This is a genomic window from Bradyrhizobium sp. B117 (assembly GCF_038969555.1).
In the GTDB taxonomy this organism is placed as follows: domain Bacteria; phylum Pseudomonadota; class Alphaproteobacteria; order Rhizobiales; family Xanthobacteraceae; genus Bradyrhizobium.
In genome coordinates this window covers 8,693,769-8,712,047 of record NZ_CP152414.1, presented here as the reverse complement: position 1 = coordinate 8,712,047, position 18,279 = coordinate 8,693,769, and the positions used below count along the sequence as shown (strand labels likewise).

Genomic DNA, 18,279 nt, shown 5'->3' with positions numbered 1-18,279 from the left:
AATCACTATGGCGCTCGTTCATTTTGCCTGCCTTGGCAAGCGCGAGTGGGAATCATAAGCATCACTCGGTTGATGCGGCGTTCAATCGTAAGAGGGTTGCGATGTGCTCGCATCTTGTCTCTTCTCAGATGAAGCACATTGATCACAGGATAGGCGCATGAACACAGAAACCGAATTCGAGCTTCCTCAACTTTATAGGCATCATGTATTTGCCTGCAACACGCAGCGTCCGCCAACTCATCCGCACGGCAGCTGTGGCGCCTCCGGCGCGCAAGCCCTGTGGGATCGAATGGCCAAGGCGATCGAAGCGGAAGGCCTCAACGATATTGGCTTCACGATGGCAGGCTGCCTTGGCTTTTGTAACTCTGGTCCCTTGATGGTCGTCTATCCCGATGGAGTGTGGTATTGCGCGATCACGCCTGAGGATATTGACGAAATTGTAAACTCCCACCTCAAGCAGGGAAAACGTGTCGACCGCCTTGTGATGGTGTTAAAGCGAAGCTAGACGCCTCGATTAGCGGCCACTTGCCCGGGCTAGCAAGCATCGACGGCTTGTCCGGCGATGAGCTGGCCGCTCGGAGGTCAGATCGTCAGAGATTGAGCGTAGCTATCACGCCCCGGATGAGAACAGCAAGTCATTGACGTTTCCGCGCCTGCCGCCCTTCTTCTCCGGCCCTATCGGCAAATGGCGCCTTTGCAACGCGCGCATTCTAGGTCAATCTGTTTGTGTACGGTCACTCCATGCCGCGCGATTCGTAGCTCACAGCAAGATCTTTGCTGCAAATGGCTCCGGCGTTTCGCGAAATGACGCGCCCTTGACGCGTCATCTCGCTCTGCTTTCACTGCGGTGAGGTTAGGGGACGCGCTGGATGAGCTCGCCGCGTCCGGGTTGATCAAGCGGATTTCTCTTTCTGGTCCTGTCCTAGCGTCAGAACTTGTAAGTGACGCCGCCGCTGACGAGCCATGGATCGATGTTGGCTCGCCCGGTGACGGGAATCGAATGGTTTACGGTCGCGGAGTACTCCGGCCGCAGCCATAGCTTCTTCACGTCAAAGTTGAGGCCCCAGTTACGATTAAGCATGTAATCGAAGCCGAATTGGACCGCCGCGCCGAATTGGTTGCTGATGCGCAAATCCGTAACGGCAAGACCGCCGAGCGACGTATTGGCTGCCGATTGGTTGAAGAATGCGGTGTAGTTGATGCCCGCGCCGATATAGGGCTTGAGCGCGCCGAGATCGGTGAAGTGATATTGCAGGGTCAATGTTGGCGGCAACAGCCAGGCTTTGCCGATATCGAGGCCAGTGAGCGCGCCATTGCCGCTGATGTGATGGCTGGTCACGCCAAGAATGAGTTCGGCGGCAACGTTTTGCGTGAAGAAGTAGGTGATGTCGAGCTCGGGTATGGCTTGATCGCTGATCGAAAGCCCAGAACTTGGTGAGGACAGCGAGGGCGCCCCGGCGACGCTGACTGAGCTGCCTGAGGTATCCGGCAAAACGCCAAGCACGCGCAGGCGAATCATCCATGGATTGAAGGATTCGATCGGGGGCGCTTTATAGTAGATCGGCGCCCGGGCCAGATCGGCAGCCTGTACCGGGGTGCTGGCCAACGAGGTTGCTAGCGCGAGGAGTGATGCCCTCGTCAGAACTCTCCTTGTTCTCATTGAATTCTCCATTCCAAAACATCGCGCGAAGAGCCGCGCGAGATCTCTGTCACACAAGGCTAATGGCGGAGATTTGATGCCGATCAAAATGGAGCGAGCAGAGCGCAATTATGCCGCTAAGTTGCATAAGGATCACGGTCGCGAAGCGTCGAGATCTGTCCTGATCGTTATTCAATTCAAGAGAGGCCGGTCTCTTCAAGAAGCCGCAGAAAGCCGAGAGTGGGAAGCGTCATCTTTGGCTTGTTAGGCGCCCTGGGGGAGGCTTCTTCGTTTCCTCAGGTCTGCGGACAACGCGTGGGGTTTGCTTCGTGCAAGCGAGATCTTCTTGCGTCTTGCGGCCAAGCAGCGACAGCGCGGACTCATGATCGAGCCCGGCAAATCGTGCCCCGCCTATGTCGATCAGCGGTCGTCGTATCAGGAGCGGATCGCCCACCATCAATGCGAGTGCGCTTGCCGCGTCGATAGTATCGGGATTGACTTAGCCTGACTTGATACGTGCCGCAGCTCGGTTCAACCGTACGCATACGACGAAGACCGCCTGATTGACGCATGCGCGCGGGCACGGCGAGTTCTATGATGGCGATGCGTGAAGGTCAGGCGGCTTGCTGATCGGTGGGGTTGTCGGCCTGACGCAGGAGCTTCCATTCCCAGGGCAGCAGCTCGTGCAGACGCGATGCGGGAAGATCGGCGATACGGGCGAGGATGTCGGCGAGCCAGGCTTTGGGATCGACGTCGTTCAGGCGACAGGTCGTGATCATCGTCAGCATGATGGCGGCGCGGTCAGCGCCACGTAGGCTGCCGGCGAAGGTCCAGTTGCGCCTCCCCAAGGCGATGCCGCGCAACGCTCTTTCAGCGGCGTTGTTGCTAAGGCAGATCCTGCCATCGTCGAGGAAGCGGGCAAAATCGTCCCAGCGCCTGAGCATGTAGTTCATGGGCTTCAGGACCTCGGAGGAGCGCGAGAGGGTTTCTCGTTCACGGAGTAGCCAGGCGTGCATGTCGTCGAGAAGCGGCTTGCTTCTCTCCTGGCGCGCGGCACGCCGCTCGTCGGCGCTGCGGCCGTTGATGGCGCGCTCGATCTCGAACAACGCATCGAGGCGCCTGACAGCCTCCAGCGCGATCGGGGAGACCGGTTTGCCCTTGCGGCCGTCTCTGGCATTCTTCTCGATGTCAGCCAGTTCGAAGAAGCCCCGCCGCGCATGGGCTAGGCAAAATGCCGGCGTGATCGGTATCGCTTTCCTTTGTGGGTCGAACAACGGCTCGAAGCCGCTGTAGCAGTCCGCCTGCAGGATCCCGGCGAAGGCGGCCAGATGCTTCTGGGGATGCTCGCCCCGTCGGTCGCTCGAGGCGTAATAGACCGCCGCCGGCGGCGCAGGCCCACCGTAGGGCCGATCGTCGCGCACATAGGTCCAGATCCGCCCGGTCGTGCACTTGCCCTTGGCCAGGATGCGGATGGTGGTGTCGTCGCCATGAAGGCGCTCGGCCGACAGCACATGCCGCTCGATCAGTTGGAACAGCGGCATGACGGCGAAGGTCCCGTGGCCGACCTGGTCGGCCAGCGTCGACAACGGCAGGTCGATCCTCTCGGCCCTAAAGCGCACACTCTGGCGGTTGAGCGGGATATGCATGCCGAACTTGTCGAACAGGATTGTCGCCAGCAATTGCGGACCGATGAAGCCGCGCGGCGTGGCATGGAACGGTGCCGGCGGCTGGCTGATCTTCTCGCAATCGCGGCAGGTGAACTTTTCCCGCACCGTCTCGATCAGCTTGAACCGGCGCGGGATCCCCTCCAGCGTCTCGGTCACATCCTCGCCCAGCTTCGCCAGGCGCGATCCGCCGCAGCAGGCACAGCTCGTCGGGGCCTCGATGACGACGCGCTCGCGTTCGATGTCGTCCGGCCACGGCTTGCGCACCGGCCGCTTGCGTGTGAAGGCGCGCACGGCCTGGGTTTTCGCCGCGGCGGTACGTGCGGCAAGCTCATCCTCGCTCGCCGTGGTGACGAGTTCTTCGAGCTCCAATTCCAATTGCTCGATCAGCCGCGCCGTGCGCTCGGAGCGCTGCCCGTACAGTTCGCGCTTGAGCTTCTCGATCCGCAGCTCAAGGTGCACGATCAGCGCCTCGTTGGCCGACAGCTCCGCCCGCGCACTGGCAGCTACCGCCTCGGCTTGCAGCCGCGCCTCACGCTCGGCCTGCAGCGCCGCCAGGGCACTCACGAGGTCCAATGGAAGGTCGTCCGGCTTCGATATCATGAAGCCATTGAATCAGATCACGTTGCAGATTCAAACCGTAAAACGGCTATCCGACCCGCGTTGGTCGCAGCGTTTCTTGAGGGTTTCGCCAATCGATTCCGGACAACAGGTAGCTCATCTGCGCCGGTGAGATCGTCACCGCTTCGCCCGCAACCGATGGCCAGATGAACCTTCCTCTCTCGAGTCTTTTGGTGAACAGGCATGCTCCCTGGCCATCGTGCCAGATCACCTTCACAAGATCGCTTCGGCGACCGCGGAACACGAACAGATGACCGCTGAGCGGGTCCTTGCGCAGCACCTCCTGCACTTGGAGTGCCAACGACGGAAAGCCTCGGCGCATGTCCGTGTAGCCTGTCGCCAGCCACACTCGCGCGCCCGTCGGAACCGGGATCATCGGCGTACCAGAGCATCGAGAACGCGACGTAGCGCGTCTCCATCAACGTCGCCATCGACCCGGATGCGGTGCCCGCTACCAAGATCAATCTCGATGATGCCCTGGCTCTTCCGTCGACGCGCCGCCGTCGTCAATGGCGCTTCGGCCACCTCCCGCGGCGGCACAGACGGCCCAATCTCGACCGGCACGAACGGCGCTATACTCGCTTCACCGTGCTTGCAAAGCTCTTTGCGCCACCTGAACAGCTGGCTCACATGAAGGCCGGCCATGCGAGCCACCTCGGAAACACTGGCTCCGGGCTCGAGCGATGCTGCAACAAGCCGTTCCTTCTCATCCTGCGACCACCGGCGCCGCCGCTCGACCGATGTGATCACCTCTGCCCGCGAAATCGTCATAGCGCTTCTCCTAGGATTACCCCTAGGACCTGCAGCCCTCGCGTCCCTCAAACAAGACGGCCTTTGGCGGAGGGATACGTTCAACCAGGAGCCGACGGGCATATGGCCGAAGAACCTACGTAATTCCTCCCCATCCCGTGGCTTCCTCAAGATGTCTTGGGCTATCACGTCGGCGCCGGCGGACTTCAGCGCTTGAATCTGGCGCGCGTTAGTGGCGCAGCCGGGCTTCTGATATAAGATGATTGTCGCCACGACATACCTATGTAGGCGCGCCGGAGCTGAACGATTGGCAAGCCGCGGCTGCTTCGGGAGCCCGTTCAATTTCTTCAAAGTCAGCACACCAAGCGCCGTACCATGTATGCAACCTCGTCGCTGGTGCGCCAGGTTTCGGGCCCGACCGGCATATTCACTATCGTGAGATCGGAGCAACTTCCGTTCCACAACTGAAGGCATCGGAACAGGCGCGCCAAATCGGTGTTTTCGCGGTGATGGTTGTAGTCGTTGTTAGTTTTCTGACAGCCGCGCGGATCCTGTTAGATCCAAAACAGCCAGGACCTTGCTCACCAGCTAGTTGGTTTTCGGAAACGTAATCAGAAGGTTAAGGAGCGCGGTCAAACGTTGGCACGGCGGTTGCTAATAAGCGGCAGCAACACTGAGTGAGGGCTGAGTGCACGCCGACGCGTAAGACGAGCGATGTGCTCCTTCCCTTAAACCCGTGTGCCCCGTTTCTGAGAGAGAAACAAGCTCGCGCGCAAGAAGCGCGCAACTTTGGCAAATCGGTTGATGGAGAGCAACATGTCTTCACTGAGACAAATCGCGTTCTACGGGAAGGGCGGCATCGGCAAGTCGACCACTTCGCAGAACACGCTGGCGGCGCTGGCTGAGATGGGTCAGAAAATCCTGATTGTAGGGTGCGACCCGAAAGCGGACTCGACCCGCCTCATTTTGCACGCCAAGGCGCAAGACACGATTTTGAGCCTTGCAGCGAGTGCCGGCAGCGTGGAGGACCTCGAGCTCGAGGACGTAATGAAGGTCGGCTACAAGGACATTCGCTGCGTGGAGTCTGGTGGTCCTGAGCCGGGTGTCGGCTGCGCCGGCCGCGGCGTCATTACCTCGATCAATTTCCTGGAGGAGAACGGCGCCTACGAAAACATTGACTATGTCTCATATGACGTGCTCGGCGACGTCGTTTGCGGTGGCTTTGCGATGCCGATCCGCGAGAACAAGGCGCAGGAAATCTATATCGTGATGTCCGGTGAAATGATGGCTATGTATGCCGCGAACAATATTTCCAAGGGAATCCTGAAATACGCAAACTCTGGCGGTGTGCGGCTGGGCGGTCTGATCTGCAATGAGCGGCAGACCGACAAGGAGCTGGAACTGGCGGAAGCGTTGGCCAAGAAGCTAGGCACTCAGCTGATCTACTTCGTGCCGCGCGACAACGTGGTGCAGCATGCCGAGTTACGCCGCATGACGGTGCTCGAGTATGCACCCGATTCCAAGCAGGCCGATCACTATCGCAATCTTGCGACCAAGGTTCACAAAAATGGCGGCAAAGGCATCATCCCGACTCCAATCTCCATGGACGAGCTCGAGGACATGCTGATGGAGCATGGCATTATGAAGCCCGTGGACGAATCCATCGTCGGCAAGACCGCCGCCGAACTCGCGGCCTCGTAAAGGTCGCGAGTCGCGGCCTTGCGAAGGCGCGCGACGAATGCCGGTCTCCCTCACCGCCCATCCCGGGAGGCCGGCATTCTGACGATCGACCCTGATCAAAACCAGGATGCGGCAGCGCAAGCCAGACCGTTGTGGAAACTCGCAAAATTATGTCCGAAGCGCACTTCCTTCCGTTGATGGCTGATTGTGCCGTTGAGGCCAACAGTCAGATGCACAGGGGAATTGCAACCTACCGCCTACTCACCGGTGTGCCTCCTGCAGATGCCGATATTGCCATTGACAGCAATTTCGATTGCCATGTCTTAGCGTCTATCTTGGCGGCTGCCACAATGGATGGTGGCTCCCTTCCCGAGAAGGCCGGCCTGTCCGGCCTTGAACTGGCGGCCTTGCTGGAGCAGTACTTTCCCTCGCTTGAGATCAAGCTCGCGGAGCAGCTCTCGGTTTTCAGGTGCGAAGGGGACGAAGAGATCGCAATGCTGCGCGATCTCTTGCTCAAGCAACGCTCGACGGAACGGGATATTGGGCGCTGGCTGGCTGCCATGATAGCGCGGCGCGCCATTGAGCCAGGCCATCTGTGGGAAGCTCTCGGCTTGCGCAATCGCGGCGAACTCTCCCGGCTGCTGAGGCTCCATTTCGCGCCGCTCGCCGCGCGCAATGTCAACAATATGCGCTGGAAGCGCTTCTTCTACCGCATGCTTTGCGAGAATGAAGGCCTCGTGATGTGCACGACACCCGTGTGCAACCAATGTGACGACTTCAACATTTGCTTCGGCGAAGAAAGCGGTGAGAGCCGGATGGCCGAGCGCCGGCGCGATTTTCTGTTGCAGGCCGCTCGGCCGGTCGTTGCCGGCGACTGGCCATCTGAGCTGCCACAAGGGTCCGAGATCGCACCATCATCGGAGAAAGCCTCGTAGGATTTGGTAAGCCGCGCGGAAGGCTGAGGGCGCGGCTGACGCCGTTTCGAGCGAGCGACCATGTGTCCAAGGCGGCGGGCTCAAGTGCTCCGCAACAATTCTCACATCCTGGCCTGCCGTAGAACTGCACCAAAGTTCGAACTCGGCGGGGCAATAGGCAAGGCATCCGCTTCATGAGCCTGTCGCATTTACGACAATCGATTTGCTGAAGCTTAGGTAGGTCAAACCATGAGGAGCTCTCGCGTGATTGCCGCTAGCGCCGCTGCAAAATCGTCTTGGTCCGACCAGTTGCGCGCCAAGCCCACCGTGCTCAACGACACGACATTACGCGACGGCGAGCAGGCACCTGGCGTTGCGTTCACCACAGAGGAAAAGCTAGCGATCGCGCAGGCGCTGGCGCGGGCCGGAGTCACGGAGATCGAGGCGGGAACGCCGGCGATGGGCAACGAGGAGATCTCCGCCATTCGCGCCATTGTCGAAGCAGATCTTCCGCTGACCACCATAGGCTGGTGCCGGATGCGGGAATCGGATGTCGACGCGGCCATCGAAGCAAGGGTATCCATGATCAATATGTCGATCCCGACCTCCGACGTCCAGATCGCGGCCAAGCTAGGTGGTCATCGCGACCTGGCGCTGGAACGGGTGAAGCGCCTGGTAGGCTATGCCTGTGCGCGCGGACTTGAGGTCGCCGTCGGTGGTGAGGACTCCTCCCGCGCCGACATCGATTTTCTCATCAGACTGATGGCAACTGCAAAAGCCGCGGGCGCGCGTCGCTTTCGTATTGCAGATACGCTCAGTGTGCTCGATCCCGACGCAACCTACGTGCTGGTCAGGAATTTGCGTGCGACCACCGATCTCGAACTCGAATTTCACGGTCACGATGATCTCGGACTCGCAACCGCCAACACGCTCTCCGCTATCAAGGCCGGCGCGAGCCACGCCTCAGTGACCGTCATCGGGCTGGGCGAGCGGGCCGGAAATGCCCCGCTCGAGGAAATCGCGGTCGCACTCAAACAGCTCTACGGGCGCGAGACTGGCATCATACTCCCGGAGCTCGAGAACGTCGCCGCGGTGGTAGCAGCCGCCGCCGCACGTGCGATTCCTGTGAACAAGGCCATCGTCGGAGAGCATGTATTTACGCACGAATCCGGCATTCATGTCGCTGGCCTTTTGAAGGATCAACGCACCTATCAATCGCTTGATCCCGTTTTGTTTGGCCGCTGCAACCGCTTTGTGATCGGCAAGCATTCCGGACTTGGGGCGATCACCGCGTTACTCGATGAACTGCAGCTCGTCGCCAACGCCGATCAAGCCAGACAGATTCTGTCGCGAGTCCGCAAATATGCCATCGAGCACAAGCGCTCGGTCGAGCGCGAAACCGTGGCGGCGATCTGGCGCGACGTGTGCGGATGCCCGGCACCCCCCCGCGTGAAAAGCCGTGTCCAGCAGCGTTTGCGTAAACAGACGGGCCGCAAGGATGGCGTCCGATATCGCTGATGGGCCCGCACGGCGTCCAGCTTTCGCACGTCAGATCCCCTGGCGCGATCTCATCTCCAGATCTTACTTCCCGTTCCGCCATACATGCTGTGACCTCCTACCTAATGGCGAGCCGCCCCGCACTGCCAATCGGCGTCTTCTCGCGCTGAGTTCCGGTCCGGCGACCGTCCTGACGAGCGTCAGCCTCGATCGTGGTTTGGCCATTGATCCCGCCAGCAGTTACCGTCCAGAGCTAATCCGAAGGAGAATTTTTCATGATCAACTCATCCCCGGCAGCCGGTATCCTGGATCGGCTCAGCAAGGCCTCATCGGCGGAGGATTTTTTTTCGCTACTTGGCGTCGATTACGACCCTAAAATCGTGAATGTCGCGCGCCTTCACATCTTAAAGCGCATGGGACAATACTTTGCAAAAGAGCAATTTGCTGGTGCCGCAGAGCCGGAAATCAGAGCTCGGTGCAAGGCGATGCTGGAGCGGGCCTATGCGGATTTCGTGGCATCGTCACCGATCGACCAGCGAGTGTTCAAGGTTTTGAAGGAGGGGGCCGCAGACCCTAAGAAGGCGGCGGCCTTTGTCCCATTGAGCGAGCTGAAGTGATCTAGCGTTCCACTGCAAGGTGTGCCCGACGGGCACCGTGGCAACCCGATGTGCGGCCTTCGTCTTTATCCGGGTCAACTCTCTGCAGCTATCACCCGAGCGGCGGCTGTCGTATTCCCGACCCATGTCTGGACTGGTCGTGTCCAGGTATCAGCGGATTTCAAGTGTCTGCCAAACCATTACTTTCGACTGACTTTCAGTGTTTTTTGAACTGGTACGACACTTGCTGCTGTCCTGCCGACCCGATCGTCGATGCCGACGGATGGTAGGCGTCCGAGATGAGATTGAAGGAAGACCCATGATGCTGCTTTTAGTGCCTGCCGAGCCCTGCGCCATCATCTCGTGGCGTACGATCGCGCCAGGTCCGCTCGAAACGGTCTTTGACGCGATCAAGGCTCCATATGGACGGTGAGATGGTGGTCAATGGATAAGTCGCCCGTTCGCGCTACACCTGGAGAGGGTATGCACAGCGTCGCCCGCATCAAATCGGCCCTGGATTTCGCTCAGATTTGTATCCAGCTCATGCTGGATAGCAACATGCGTCAGGAACAGGGCCAACGTCGGCCCATACGGGCTGTCCGCGCTGGAGGCTCGGCATGGATCGCGTGACAGGTGCGTCGCCGGTATCGCGCTCGTCGTCACAGTCAATGTGGAGCTGGTGGGCGGAAACTGAGGCGCAAGTATTGCGCAGCGAACGGAATCGCCAACTCGGGCATGGAAGCGAATGGTCAGAATCACCGCGGCGCCCTGGCCACCGCGGTGGCGCTCGTCAAACGCGGCGCGCAAGCGTTCAGTGTGGAAGACCTCGCCAAATCCGGCCGGACCGGTACGTCTATCGCGACGACGCGTCTTGTTGTGAGGCCGGTCGGACCAAGCAGACGGGGCAGAGCAGCCGGCCACTTGCTGACCAAAAGTGATCTTCAGCTAAGGAAGCTAAAAAGCAACCTGTGGCGCGGGCGCGCCTATCTTTGAGGGGAATTTAGAGTATGAGCAATGTCACCAGAACGATCATGCCGGCGCCGGCCGGGCGCGCAGCAGCCAAAAAAGAACTGCCGGAGCACTTCAAGGCGTACAAGCACGTCTGGGTCTTCGTCGAGCTGGAGCGTGGCCAGGTGCATCCGGTTTCATGGGAGCTCATGGGTGCGGGCCGCAGGCTGGCCGACAGGCTAAAGGTGAATCTTGCCGCTGTCGTTATCGGTCCGGAAGGGCAGCACACACGTAACGCCGCGCTTGACGCCTTTTGCTATGGCGCCGATCTGGCCTACCTCGTGAGCGACAACGTTTTGTCGGATTACCGAAACGAATCCTATACCAAAGCGCTAACCGAACTCGTCAACACCTACAAGCCCGAGATCCTGCTGTTGGGGGCGACGACGCTCGGTCGCGATCTCGCAGGTTCCGTGGCGACGACTCTGTCGACGGGGCTCACTGCCGACTGCACCGCGCTCGACGTCGACGCCGATGGTTCGCTCGCGGCGACGCGTCCGACCTTTGGCGGCTCGCTGCTCTGCACGATCTATACCTTGAATTATCGTCCGCAGATGGCAACCGTCCGCCCGCGGGTCATGCCGATGCCTGAGCGCGTCGTACGCGATGCCGCTCGTATCATCGTCCATCCGCTCGGTCTTCTCGAAGATGATATTGCCACAAAGGTATTGTCGTTTCTACCCGACCGCGATGCAGAAACCTCCAATCTGGCCTATGCCGATGTCGTGGTTGCGGGCGGCCTGGGATTGGGATCGCCTGAGAACTTTCGGTTGGTGCGCGAGCTCGCAACTCTGCTTGGCGCTGAATATGGCTGCTCGCGTCCTCTGGTACAAAAAGGGTGGGTTACGTCTGACCGGCAAATCGGCCAGACGGGGAAAACCATCCGGCCAAAGCTCTATATTGCCGCCGGCATTTCCGGAGCGATCCAGCACCGCGTTGGCGTCGAGGGCGCGGATTTGATCGTCGCCGTCAATACTGACAAGAATGCTCCGATCTTCGACTTTGCCCATCTCGCGATCGTGAGCGACGCCATCCAACTGCTACCCGCGCTGACGGCCGCATTTCGCGCCCGCCTTTTGCCGAACTCGCGCGCCCGGATCGCGGTCTAGAGGAGATGATGATGATTGAAGAGAGATTCGATGCGATCGTGGTTGGAGCCGGTATGGCCGGCAACGCGGCGGCATTGACCATGGCTAAGCGCGGCATGAAGGTGCTGCAGCTCGAGCGGGGCGAATATCCAGGATCGAAGAATGTGCAGGGCGCCATCCTCTATGCCGACATGCTGGAAAAGCTGATCCCCGAGTTTCGAGAGGAGGCGCCGCTCGAACGTCACGTGATTGAGCAGCGGTTCTGGATGATGGACGATCGTTCCCATGTCGGCATGCATTACCGTTCAGACGAATTCAACGAGGAACGGCCGAACAGGTACACGATTATACGCGCCCAATTTGACAAATGGTTCTCTTCCAAGGTGCGGGAGGCTGGCGCGACCTTACTGTGCGAGACGACCGTCACCGAGCTCGTACGGGACGAGCGTGAAAGAATCGTCGGTGTTCGTACAGATCGCCGAGACGGCGAAATACATGCCGATGTCGTCGTGCTGGCCGAGGGGGTCAATGGCCTGCTCGGGACGCGCGCGGGCCTGCGCGCGCGGCCGAGACCCGACAACGTTGCGCTCGCGGTGAAAGAGATGCACTTCTTGCCCCGCGAGACTATCGAGGCGCGCTTCAATCTCAAGGGCGATGAAGGCGTCGTGATCGAGGCGGCCGGTACCATTTCCCGCGGCATGACCGGAATGGGTTTCATCTATGCCAACAAAGAGTGCATTTCGCTGGGCATCGGTTGTCTCGTCGCCGACTTCCAGCGCACGGGCCAGACGCCATACGGCCTGCTCGATCAATTCAAGAGCCATCCCTCCGTGGCACCCCTGGTAGCAGGGTCCGAAGTCAAGGAGTACTCGGCCCATCTCATTCCTGAAGGCGGGTACAAGTCGATCCCGCAGCTGTATGGGGAAGGCTGGGTCGTAGTGGGCGATGCGGCCCAACTCAACAATGCCATTCATCGTGAGGGTTCCAACCTCGCGATGACTTCCGGCCGCATCGCCGCCGAAGCGATAGGTCTGGTGAAATCGCGCGGCGAGCCGATGAGTGCAGCAAATCTGTCGATCTACAAGAAGATGCTAGACGATTCCTTCGTCATCAAAGATCTAAAGAAGTACAAGGATTTGCCGCCCCTAATGCATACCCAGTCACAAAACTTCTTTCTCACCTATCCGCAGCTCATCTCCAAGGCGATGCAAAACTTCGTGCGCGTCGATGGTACGCCCAAGGCTGAGAAGGAGAAGGCGACCCTGAAATCCTTTGTCAAGGCGCGGTCATGGGCAGGTCTGTTCGGTGATGCTTGTCGTTTTGCCCGGGCCTGGCGCTGACCGCGACAGTTGTGAAGCCCAACAATGGAAGGTCAAAGCATGAATGTCGAATCGCCAGTCCGCGTCGAAGACAAGCTGTATTATAATCGCTATCTTGTCGACATCGGTCACCCTCACGTCAAGGTCCGTGCGCACACGACGCCATCGCCGCAGCTCCTTGCACTTTTGAAAGCCTGCCCAGCGCGATGCTACGAGCTAAACGACAACGGCCAAGTCGAGATAACAGTTGACGGCTGCATCGAGTGCGGTACCTGCCGCGTGATCGCCGAGCCCACCGGCGACATCGAATGGAGCCATCCGCGCGGCGGATATGGAGTGCAGTTCAAGTTTGGCTGATAGCGGAACAGAGCCGTGGTGCGACCGAGTTAGGCGATAGGGCTTCACCGCATCATTGGCGCATTCCGCGTCACTTGCGCGGCGCCGGGACCTCGAGCAAGACACTCTTCGGGGGAACGCCGCACAAGCCATAACGTGCAGATGTGCCGCTCGTTCGGGAGCCGCGAAGGACTGGTTGTGACCTCACTGAGTGGCGCCACAACGCAGTCAACCGGATGGTAGAGGAAGGATCAGCCCCTCGCCTGAGAGGGGTCGGGCCCAGCGGCCTCGATTGCGATTGCCACTGACTGCATGATCGCGGCAAAGCGCACGGCGGTCTGGATCGCTTCGGAATTGACGCCCGCGGCTCTGAGTGTCTTCTCATGGGCATCGATGCAGGCACCGCAGCCGTTTATGGCGGAGACCGCAAGCGACCACAGCTCGAAATCGGACTTGTCCACGCCGGGATTGCCGATCACGTTCATACGCAGCCGTGGCGGCATCGTTTTGTATTCCGGGTTGGAGACAAGGTGAGCGAAGCGGTAGTAAACGTTGTTCATTGCCATGAGGCTGGCTGCGGCTTTCGTTGCGGCAATCGCCACAGATGTCATCACAGCGGACGCAGCCGATTCCATAGCGGCAATCAGGACTGCATTGCGAGTGGCAATCGCGCTCGCCAGCAGCAGCCCGTATTTTCGTTGTGGCGAAAGCGTCTCATCGGCCATCAAGGAGGTCAAGTTCAGCCTGACATCCTTCGCGAAATCGGGAATCTGGTCGCTTAGTTGTTTGATCGACGACATGCTGCCTCAAGCAACCTTCAAGGTTTCGCCGCCGATTTCGCGGTTGCAGGGACAGAGCTCGTCGGTTTGCAGCGCGTCTAGAACGCGGAGCGTGTCCTTAGGACTGCGCCCGACGCTGAGATTCGTCGCATAGACGTGCTGGATCGTATTTTGGGGGTCAACAATAAAGGTGTAACGATAGGCAACCCCTTCGGGTGAACGCACGCCAAGACCGTCGACGAGCGTTCCCTTTGTGTCGGCAAACTGCCAGATTGGAAGTTCGTGTAGGTCGACATGTGAGCGCCGCCAAGCGAGCTTGCAAAACTCATTGTCGGTCGAACCACCCAGTACCACCGCGTCGCGGTCGGCGAATTCCTTGGAAAGCCGGGCAAACTCAGCGATCTCTGTCGGGCAGACGAAGGTAAAATCCTTGGGATAGAAGAAGATGATCTTCCATTTTCCTGGAAAGCTCGCTTCGGTCAGCGTCTCGAATGCACTCTGTCCTCCTTCTTCCTGCGCTTGAAAACCGGGCTTCACGCCTGTGATTTCGAACGGCGGCAACTGACTTCCAATTCCGAGCATGCTGTCCTCACAAATTCGCTCTCTGTAGAAGGTGGCTTCACTGTTGAAGCAAGCTATGTGCCATGCGTTCTCAGGAGTGGAGTCCAGCGGCTTTGATACAGGCATACCCGGGCGCTTGGAGCGTCGATCCGAGAAAAATCTGTAGCCAAGCGCTTCCTTACCAAGGCTCATGAAAACAGTCTTGCTTTGCGCGGCCGCCTGAGATGTTCGCACTGCAAGCGTCTGGGCAAAGACCGTTCTGCGTCCCTTAGAGCAAACTTCCTCATCTCGCCATCAATGTGATAATTGATTGCCGGCCTGCCGAGATCTAATGGAAATATGGAACCTGACGAGGCGCGAGGTTCGTAGCATCTAGCGCAAACAAGAGCGGCTGTATCGCCGCGACAACAGATTGCGCCAGTAAGGCCAGATGCTCGCGGCTACCAAACAAGGTGCGAGTAATCATAGGCTACGGCGCTTCGCGCATTGAGGCGCTTCAAGCGGCGCTAGATCGCCAGGCTCGAGGGTTTGCCGGATCCTGAAACGCTTCAAAGCCAACCGGGCTCGCCTTCGGCGGCGATTGGGGCTTGGACTCTACGTGGCGTCAGGTTGTACAGTCTGGATCATACATGCGGCGATCACTCTGAAGCTCCTTTATGAGAAGGAGAGACCTCAATGTCTCAAGATCTTAGGTGCGTTAGGCATGTGGCTGTGCAGGCACGACCCGATTTGTCGGGGATTTGAGGGCATTGGCGTGAAGAATCGAATGCGAAGCGGGACGTTCCGTTGCAAGTATCAAATCACGGTGGGTCTTCCAGCGGCAATTGATCAGCCCAATCTCGATCCAGATGTGCGGCATGCGGTCTTGCGGATCCGAACTATTGGATGCGCTGGTGCGCCGAGCAACATGAGCAGCGTGCGCAAGAGGCCGATGCCGAGCCTCCGGATCAAGCTGGCTTCGAGCAGCAGTTGGCGAGCTGCAGCTCCGCTCTTCTGAGCAGAGTTTGCCTGAGGCGAGTTCCCCCGAGGCTCCAGCCGCCCGGTCGCATGAAAATATCCGCCGTAAGGATATTGGTGGTTCGATTCCGGTGCCGCCAAGGTCCAACCTGCGGTACAGTTCCTTCAGCAGCACGCGTTATAGCGTCGATGTTCCGCACGCTCATCTTGGCTCGGCCGCAACCGATTACCAATCTGACTTGCGGGACAAGGCCGTTCAGCAGCATGCGCTACACAGCGCCGCTGAACGGGCAGCTGGTTGAACTCTCGCCATAGAAGGTCCGCAATCGGCACGTTCGCAAGGCATCGCGGGACGCAGAGCGTGGGAGCGGACGCAAGAGCTAAGGCTGTTTTCGGAGGCGGCGAAAGAGCCCGATGGGCGATTTCGGGGACGAAGTTGTCGACAGTCTCATCGTCGTCATCAAGCGATCCGGTATCATCGTCCCCAAATAACCGGAGCTGGTGCTGATGGCCCCGCGCGCCCGGCGCCTTGAGATCTCGCGCCACCACTGCTCCAAGGATTGACGATCACAAGGCAGCAGCGTGCTAACGCCCGCGGTGAAGGTTCGCCAGTCGCCAAGGCGTTTTTTCGGAACGGCTGTCAGGACTGGTACGCCTTGGGTGATCGCGTCAACGAATTCGGCGCGCAGGCCCCGGCCAGCGGCTTCTTGTTTGGCGAATTTGTTGATCACGAGAAGATCGATCTTTTTGCGAAGTGCCTGGGAAACGACAGCTGCGGCCTCGGCAAGCCCATTTGTATCGAGATTACAGGACATAGCTCCGCTGCCGAGTGGCTGGGAAATCGAGATCTCTTGTCCTGTCGCAACGTCGATTGCGAGCATGACGTGCGTGCCATTTGCGCATCTCGCGTGTCGCTGCACGATGCCGCCGATGCGTACCCCTTGCTGCGCGATATCCTGCGCGAAATCGGCGAGTAGCCTATCCACATCGTCTTTTGGACGGTAGAGAATAGCCCCCACACTATTCGGATCTATCTCATCCAGATTATCGATCACGGCCGGGTTCCTGTTGATGTGTTTCTCCTATCGGGGCAATGCTGTCGAACGCTCTCATGCGGATCGTGGCAGGCGTTGCAAGCACCGCTCGGCAGCCGCTAGCGGAACGGCGCGCGCGACCTCCGCAAAAACGTTCGCCCCATTGCTGAGCCGTAGCGCATCAAAGGAGCGGCGCGTGATGCGCGCCAAAAGCGGCACGCCGGAACGGCCAGTTTCAAGAGCCAGAGCCAAGGTGACCTCCGCCTCGTTGAACGGCAGAAAGGCTTTGATGCGTGCCGGAAATACATTGAGAATAGAGCTTGCACGTGGGGGCTCGCACGCGATGCTGACATCGCCGGCTGCGATGCGCAGCCGCAGCTGCGCGCCCGGTCTAAGCGGCACTCCAGGTATCAGAAGGCGCGCCCCGTTGAGGCGAAGCATGATCAGCCCATAGCGCCCGTCATAACCGCCGACCAAGGTATCAAGACAGACTGCCGCTTCGCCGCGCCCGGCTAGCGCCGGATCGCTCTGAACGACGTTGAGCGGCCCGGCCGCAGTCACGACGCCATCTTTCATCATGACAAGATGATCGGCAAAACGCTCGATGTCAGCGTAATCCTGGGTGATGTAGATCATCGGCAATGGGAGCTTTTCCCGCATGCGCTCGAGAAATGGCAGGATCTCGCATTTGGCGGCGCGATCGAGCACAATGAGTGGATCGTCTAGCAAAAGTAGCTGGGGCTGGCCCAACAGCGCGCTGCCAAGGGCAAGTCGCTGTCGCTCGGCCGCGGAAAGATGTGACGGCGAACGCTCGAGCAGCGGTGACAAGTCGAGCAATTCGACCACTCCATCAAAATCGATTAGTGTTGGTGTCGATGTTGACGCCTTGTATAGGAGGGTGCGCCGTACAGACCAATGAGAAAGAGGAATTGGTGGTCGGAATAGATATGCGACGGGACGCAGATGAGGCGGTCGAAAGGTCGTCTCATCCTGCCAAATCTCTCCATCGACCGCACAAAATCCAGTCGGCACATGCTGCACGCCAGCGATGCAGCGCGCGAGTGTGGTCTTGCCGCACCCGGGCGGACCAAAAATTGCCGTGACGCCTTTGGCCGGCAGCCTGAATTGCGCATCTAACGGAATGTTCGCGAGAGAGCCGTTGAACGCAACCTCAATGTAGCCCGCTTTTGCTTCTCTCATGAACCTGCGCCTGTGCTGTGTCTTCCCATCCAAGTCACGAGCACAATCGCTGCAACAGAGATGATCGCCATGCCTCAGATAATCCGGCCTGTGCCGCTCCAGCACGGCGTCTCTGCTCGCCTGAGGGCGTAAGCTGCGGCGGCGGACTGCAGATCTGTGTTAAGATCAGAGGCTTCTTGAGCATCTCCGCGCCGCGACGATCGTGACAGTCGGACGCTGCCCAGTGCGCTTGCCAATGAGAGGCAAAGCGCCTGTCCCTTAGCGCGAGGTTTTCAGCCTGCTTCGCCGGTCCGGCGGCTTCTGCTGAATGTCCAAATGGCGCGGCTTGAGAGGTTTGGCGGTAAAGATGTCGGCTCAGGCCAGAGCTGAATACTGGCTCGGAGCCGGAAATCCGCATCAAGGATCCCACGGCTTTGCTAGCCGATTTGAAGTTTGCGCCGGGAGCCACGGTCATGGCTTCTGCATTCTCGGGTGCGAGCACATCAAAGCCAGATCGATCAGGATGAATCGGATAAATCTCATTGAAACTCTCCCCGCGCTCCTTCCTTGGCGGCGACTGGTTGATTCCTACCCAGCAATCCGCGTGCCGTTTCAAGGAATTTCTGCGCGTCTTGCGGCAAGCGAGGTTTTGTATCG

The 18,279-nt window shown here is 59.3% G+C and carries 16 protein-coding genes; 8 read left to right on the top strand and 8 right to left on the bottom strand.

Going from position 1 to position 18,279, the window contains the following annotated elements; genetic code table 11:
* Window positions 1-157 precede the first annotated feature (157 nt).
* The gene (locus tag AAFG16_RS41455) at window positions 158-505 is read left to right on the top strand and encodes a (2Fe-2S) ferredoxin domain-containing protein (protein WP_271609058.1); all 348 of its coding nucleotides are present in this window, start codon (window positions 158-160) and stop codon (window positions 503-505) included.
* A 423-nt stretch (window positions 506-928) separates the two neighbouring features.
* Here the strand turns inward: AAFG16_RS41455 and AAFG16_RS41450 are convergent, their stop codons facing one another.
* The 4 genes from AAFG16_RS41450 to AAFG16_RS41435 form a co-directional block, all read right to left on the bottom strand.
* Entirely contained in the window at window positions 929-1,672 is a 744-nt protein-coding gene (locus tag AAFG16_RS41450) for an OmpW family outer membrane protein (protein ID WP_271609057.1), read from the bottom strand.
* A 581-nt stretch (window positions 1,673-2,253) separates the two neighbouring features.
* Window positions 2,254-3,906: an IS66 family transposase gene (locus AAFG16_RS41445; protein ID WP_342733845.1), complete on the bottom strand. Its 1,653-nt coding sequence runs from the start codon at window positions 3,904-3,906 to the stop codon at window positions 2,254-2,256.
* Window positions 3,907-3,952: 46 nt separating this feature from the next.
* A complete protein-coding gene (tnpB, locus tag AAFG16_RS41440; RefSeq protein WP_271608648.1) occupies window positions 3,953-4,300 on the bottom strand; it encodes an IS66 family insertion sequence element accessory protein TnpB in 348 nt (115 codons plus the stop codon).
* The gene (locus AAFG16_RS41435; RefSeq protein ID WP_271608649.1) at window positions 4,297-4,695 is read right to left on the bottom strand and encodes a transposase; all 399 of its coding nucleotides are present in this window, start codon (window positions 4,693-4,695) and stop codon (window positions 4,297-4,299) included. Before AAFG16_RS41435 ends, tnpB begins: the two co-directional genes overlap by 4 nt.
* 795 nt (window positions 4,696-5,490) lie before the next feature.
* On the opposite strand from AAFG16_RS41435, the gene nifH reads away from it, so the two are divergent.
* The 7 genes from nifH to AAFG16_RS41400 all read left to right on the top strand — a co-directional run bounded on the left by nifH (window position 5,491) and on the right by AAFG16_RS41400 (window position 13,133).
* A complete protein-coding gene (gene nifH / locus AAFG16_RS41430) occupies window positions 5,491-6,375 on the top strand; it encodes a nitrogenase iron protein (protein ID WP_092218329.1) in 885 nt (294 codons plus the stop codon).
* A 149-nt stretch (window positions 6,376-6,524) separates the two neighbouring features.
* Window positions 6,525-7,289, top strand: coding sequence for a nitrogen fixation protein NifQ (locus AAFG16_RS41425; protein WP_194482998.1), 765 nt, complete (start codon window positions 6,525-6,527; stop codon window positions 7,287-7,289).
* Window positions 7,290-7,535: 246 nt separating this feature from the next.
* The gene (gene nifV, locus AAFG16_RS41420) at window positions 7,536-8,786 is read left to right on the top strand and encodes a homocitrate synthase (RefSeq protein ID WP_271609092.1); all 1,251 of its coding nucleotides are present in this window, start codon (window positions 7,536-7,538) and stop codon (window positions 8,784-8,786) included.
* A gap of 254 nt (window positions 8,787-9,040) precedes the next feature.
* Complete coding sequence (nifW, locus tag AAFG16_RS41415; RefSeq protein ID WP_092218295.1) at window positions 9,041-9,382, top strand: nitrogenase stabilizing/protective protein NifW; 342 nt, start codon at window positions 9,041-9,043, stop codon at window positions 9,380-9,382.
* 986 nt (window positions 9,383-10,368) lie between these two features.
* Window positions 10,369-11,478: an electron transfer flavoprotein subunit alpha/FixB family protein gene (locus AAFG16_RS41410; RefSeq protein ID WP_092218294.1), complete on the top strand. Its 1,110-nt coding sequence runs from the start codon at window positions 10,369-10,371 to the stop codon at window positions 11,476-11,478.
* 11 nt (window positions 11,479-11,489) lie between these two features.
* A complete protein-coding gene (locus tag AAFG16_RS41405; protein ID WP_271609091.1) occupies window positions 11,490-12,797 on the top strand; it encodes an FAD-dependent oxidoreductase in 1,308 nt (435 codons plus the stop codon).
* A 39-nt stretch (window positions 12,798-12,836) separates the two neighbouring features.
* Complete coding sequence (locus tag AAFG16_RS41400) at window positions 12,837-13,133, top strand: ferredoxin family protein (protein ID WP_092218293.1); 297 nt, start codon at window positions 12,837-12,839, stop codon at window positions 13,131-13,133.
* Window positions 13,134-13,363: 230 nt separating this feature from the next.
* Here the strand turns inward: AAFG16_RS41400 and AAFG16_RS41395 are convergent, their stop codons facing one another.
* The 4 genes from AAFG16_RS41395 to modC all read right to left on the bottom strand — a co-directional run bounded on the left by AAFG16_RS41395 (window position 13,364) and on the right by modC (window position 17,643).
* The gene (locus tag AAFG16_RS41395; protein ID WP_271609055.1) at window positions 13,364-13,912 is read right to left on the bottom strand and encodes a carboxymuconolactone decarboxylase family protein; all 549 of its coding nucleotides are present in this window, start codon (window positions 13,910-13,912) and stop codon (window positions 13,364-13,366) included.
* A gap of 6 nt (window positions 13,913-13,918) precedes the next feature.
* The gene (locus tag AAFG16_RS41390) at window positions 13,919-14,473 is read right to left on the bottom strand and encodes a peroxiredoxin (RefSeq protein ID WP_092218291.1); all 555 of its coding nucleotides are present in this window, start codon (window positions 14,471-14,473) and stop codon (window positions 13,919-13,921) included.
* 1,316 nt (window positions 14,474-15,789) lie between these two features.
* Window positions 15,790-16,464 carry a DUF2478 domain-containing protein gene (locus AAFG16_RS41385; RefSeq protein WP_092218289.1) on the bottom strand — a complete coding sequence of 225 codons (675 nt, stop codon included), beginning with the start codon at window positions 16,462-16,464 and terminating at the stop codon, window positions 15,790-15,792.
* A gap of 54 nt (window positions 16,465-16,518) precedes the next feature.
* On the bottom strand, window positions 16,519-17,643 hold the full coding sequence (gene modC, locus AAFG16_RS41380) for a molybdenum ABC transporter ATP-binding protein (protein WP_194389705.1): 1,125 nt from the start codon (window positions 17,641-17,643) through the stop codon (window positions 16,519-16,521).
* Between the last annotated feature and the right edge of the window lie 636 nt (window positions 17,644-18,279).

Excerpts from the sequence above, each read along its gene's own strand:
- AAFG16_RS41425 (WP_194482998.1), top strand. The coding sequence starts at position 6,525 with ATGTCCGAAGCGCACTTCCTTCCGTTGATGGCTGATTGTGCCGTTGAG.
- AAFG16_RS41400 (WP_092218293.1), top strand. The coding sequence starts at position 12,837 with ATGAATGTCGAATCGCCAGTCCGCGTCGAAGACAAGCTGTATTATAAT.
- AAFG16_RS41395 (WP_271609055.1), bottom strand. The coding sequence starts at position 13,912 with ATGTCGTCGATCAAACAACTAAGCGACCAGATTCCCGATTTCGCGAAG.
- nifW (WP_092218295.1), top strand. The coding sequence starts at position 9,041 with ATGATCAACTCATCCCCGGCAGCCGGTATCCTGGATCGGCTCAGCAAG.
- AAFG16_RS41410 (WP_092218294.1), top strand. The coding sequence starts at position 10,369 with ATGAGCAATGTCACCAGAACGATCATGCCGGCGCCGGCCGGGCGCGCA.
- AAFG16_RS41390 (WP_092218291.1), bottom strand. The coding sequence starts at position 14,473 with ATGCTCGGAATTGGAAGTCAGTTGCCGCCGTTCGAAATCACAGGCGTG.
- AAFG16_RS41445 (WP_342733845.1), bottom strand. The coding sequence starts at position 3,906 with ATGATATCGAAGCCGGACGACCTTCCATTGGACCTCGTGAGTGCCCTG.
- tnpB (WP_271608648.1), bottom strand. The coding sequence starts at position 4,300 with ATGATCCCGGTTCCGACGGGCGCGCGAGTGTGGCTGGCGACAGGCTAC.
- nifH (WP_092218329.1), top strand. The coding sequence starts at position 5,491 with ATGTCTTCACTGAGACAAATCGCGTTCTACGGGAAGGGCGGCATCGGC.
- AAFG16_RS41455 (WP_271609058.1), top strand. The coding sequence starts at position 158 with ATGAACACAGAAACCGAATTCGAGCTTCCTCAACTTTATAGGCATCAT.
- AAFG16_RS41450 (WP_271609057.1), bottom strand. The coding sequence starts at position 1,672 with ATGGAGAATTCAATGAGAACAAGGAGAGTTCTGACGAGGGCATCACTC.
- modC (WP_194389705.1), bottom strand. The coding sequence starts at position 17,643 with ATGAGAGAAGCAAAAGCGGGCTACATTGAGGTTGCGTTCAACGGCTCT.
- AAFG16_RS41435 (WP_271608649.1), bottom strand. The coding sequence starts at position 4,695 with ATGACGATTTCGCGGGCAGAGGTGATCACATCGGTCGAGCGGCGGCGC.
- AAFG16_RS41405 (WP_271609091.1), top strand. The coding sequence starts at position 11,490 with ATGATTGAAGAGAGATTCGATGCGATCGTGGTTGGAGCCGGTATGGCC.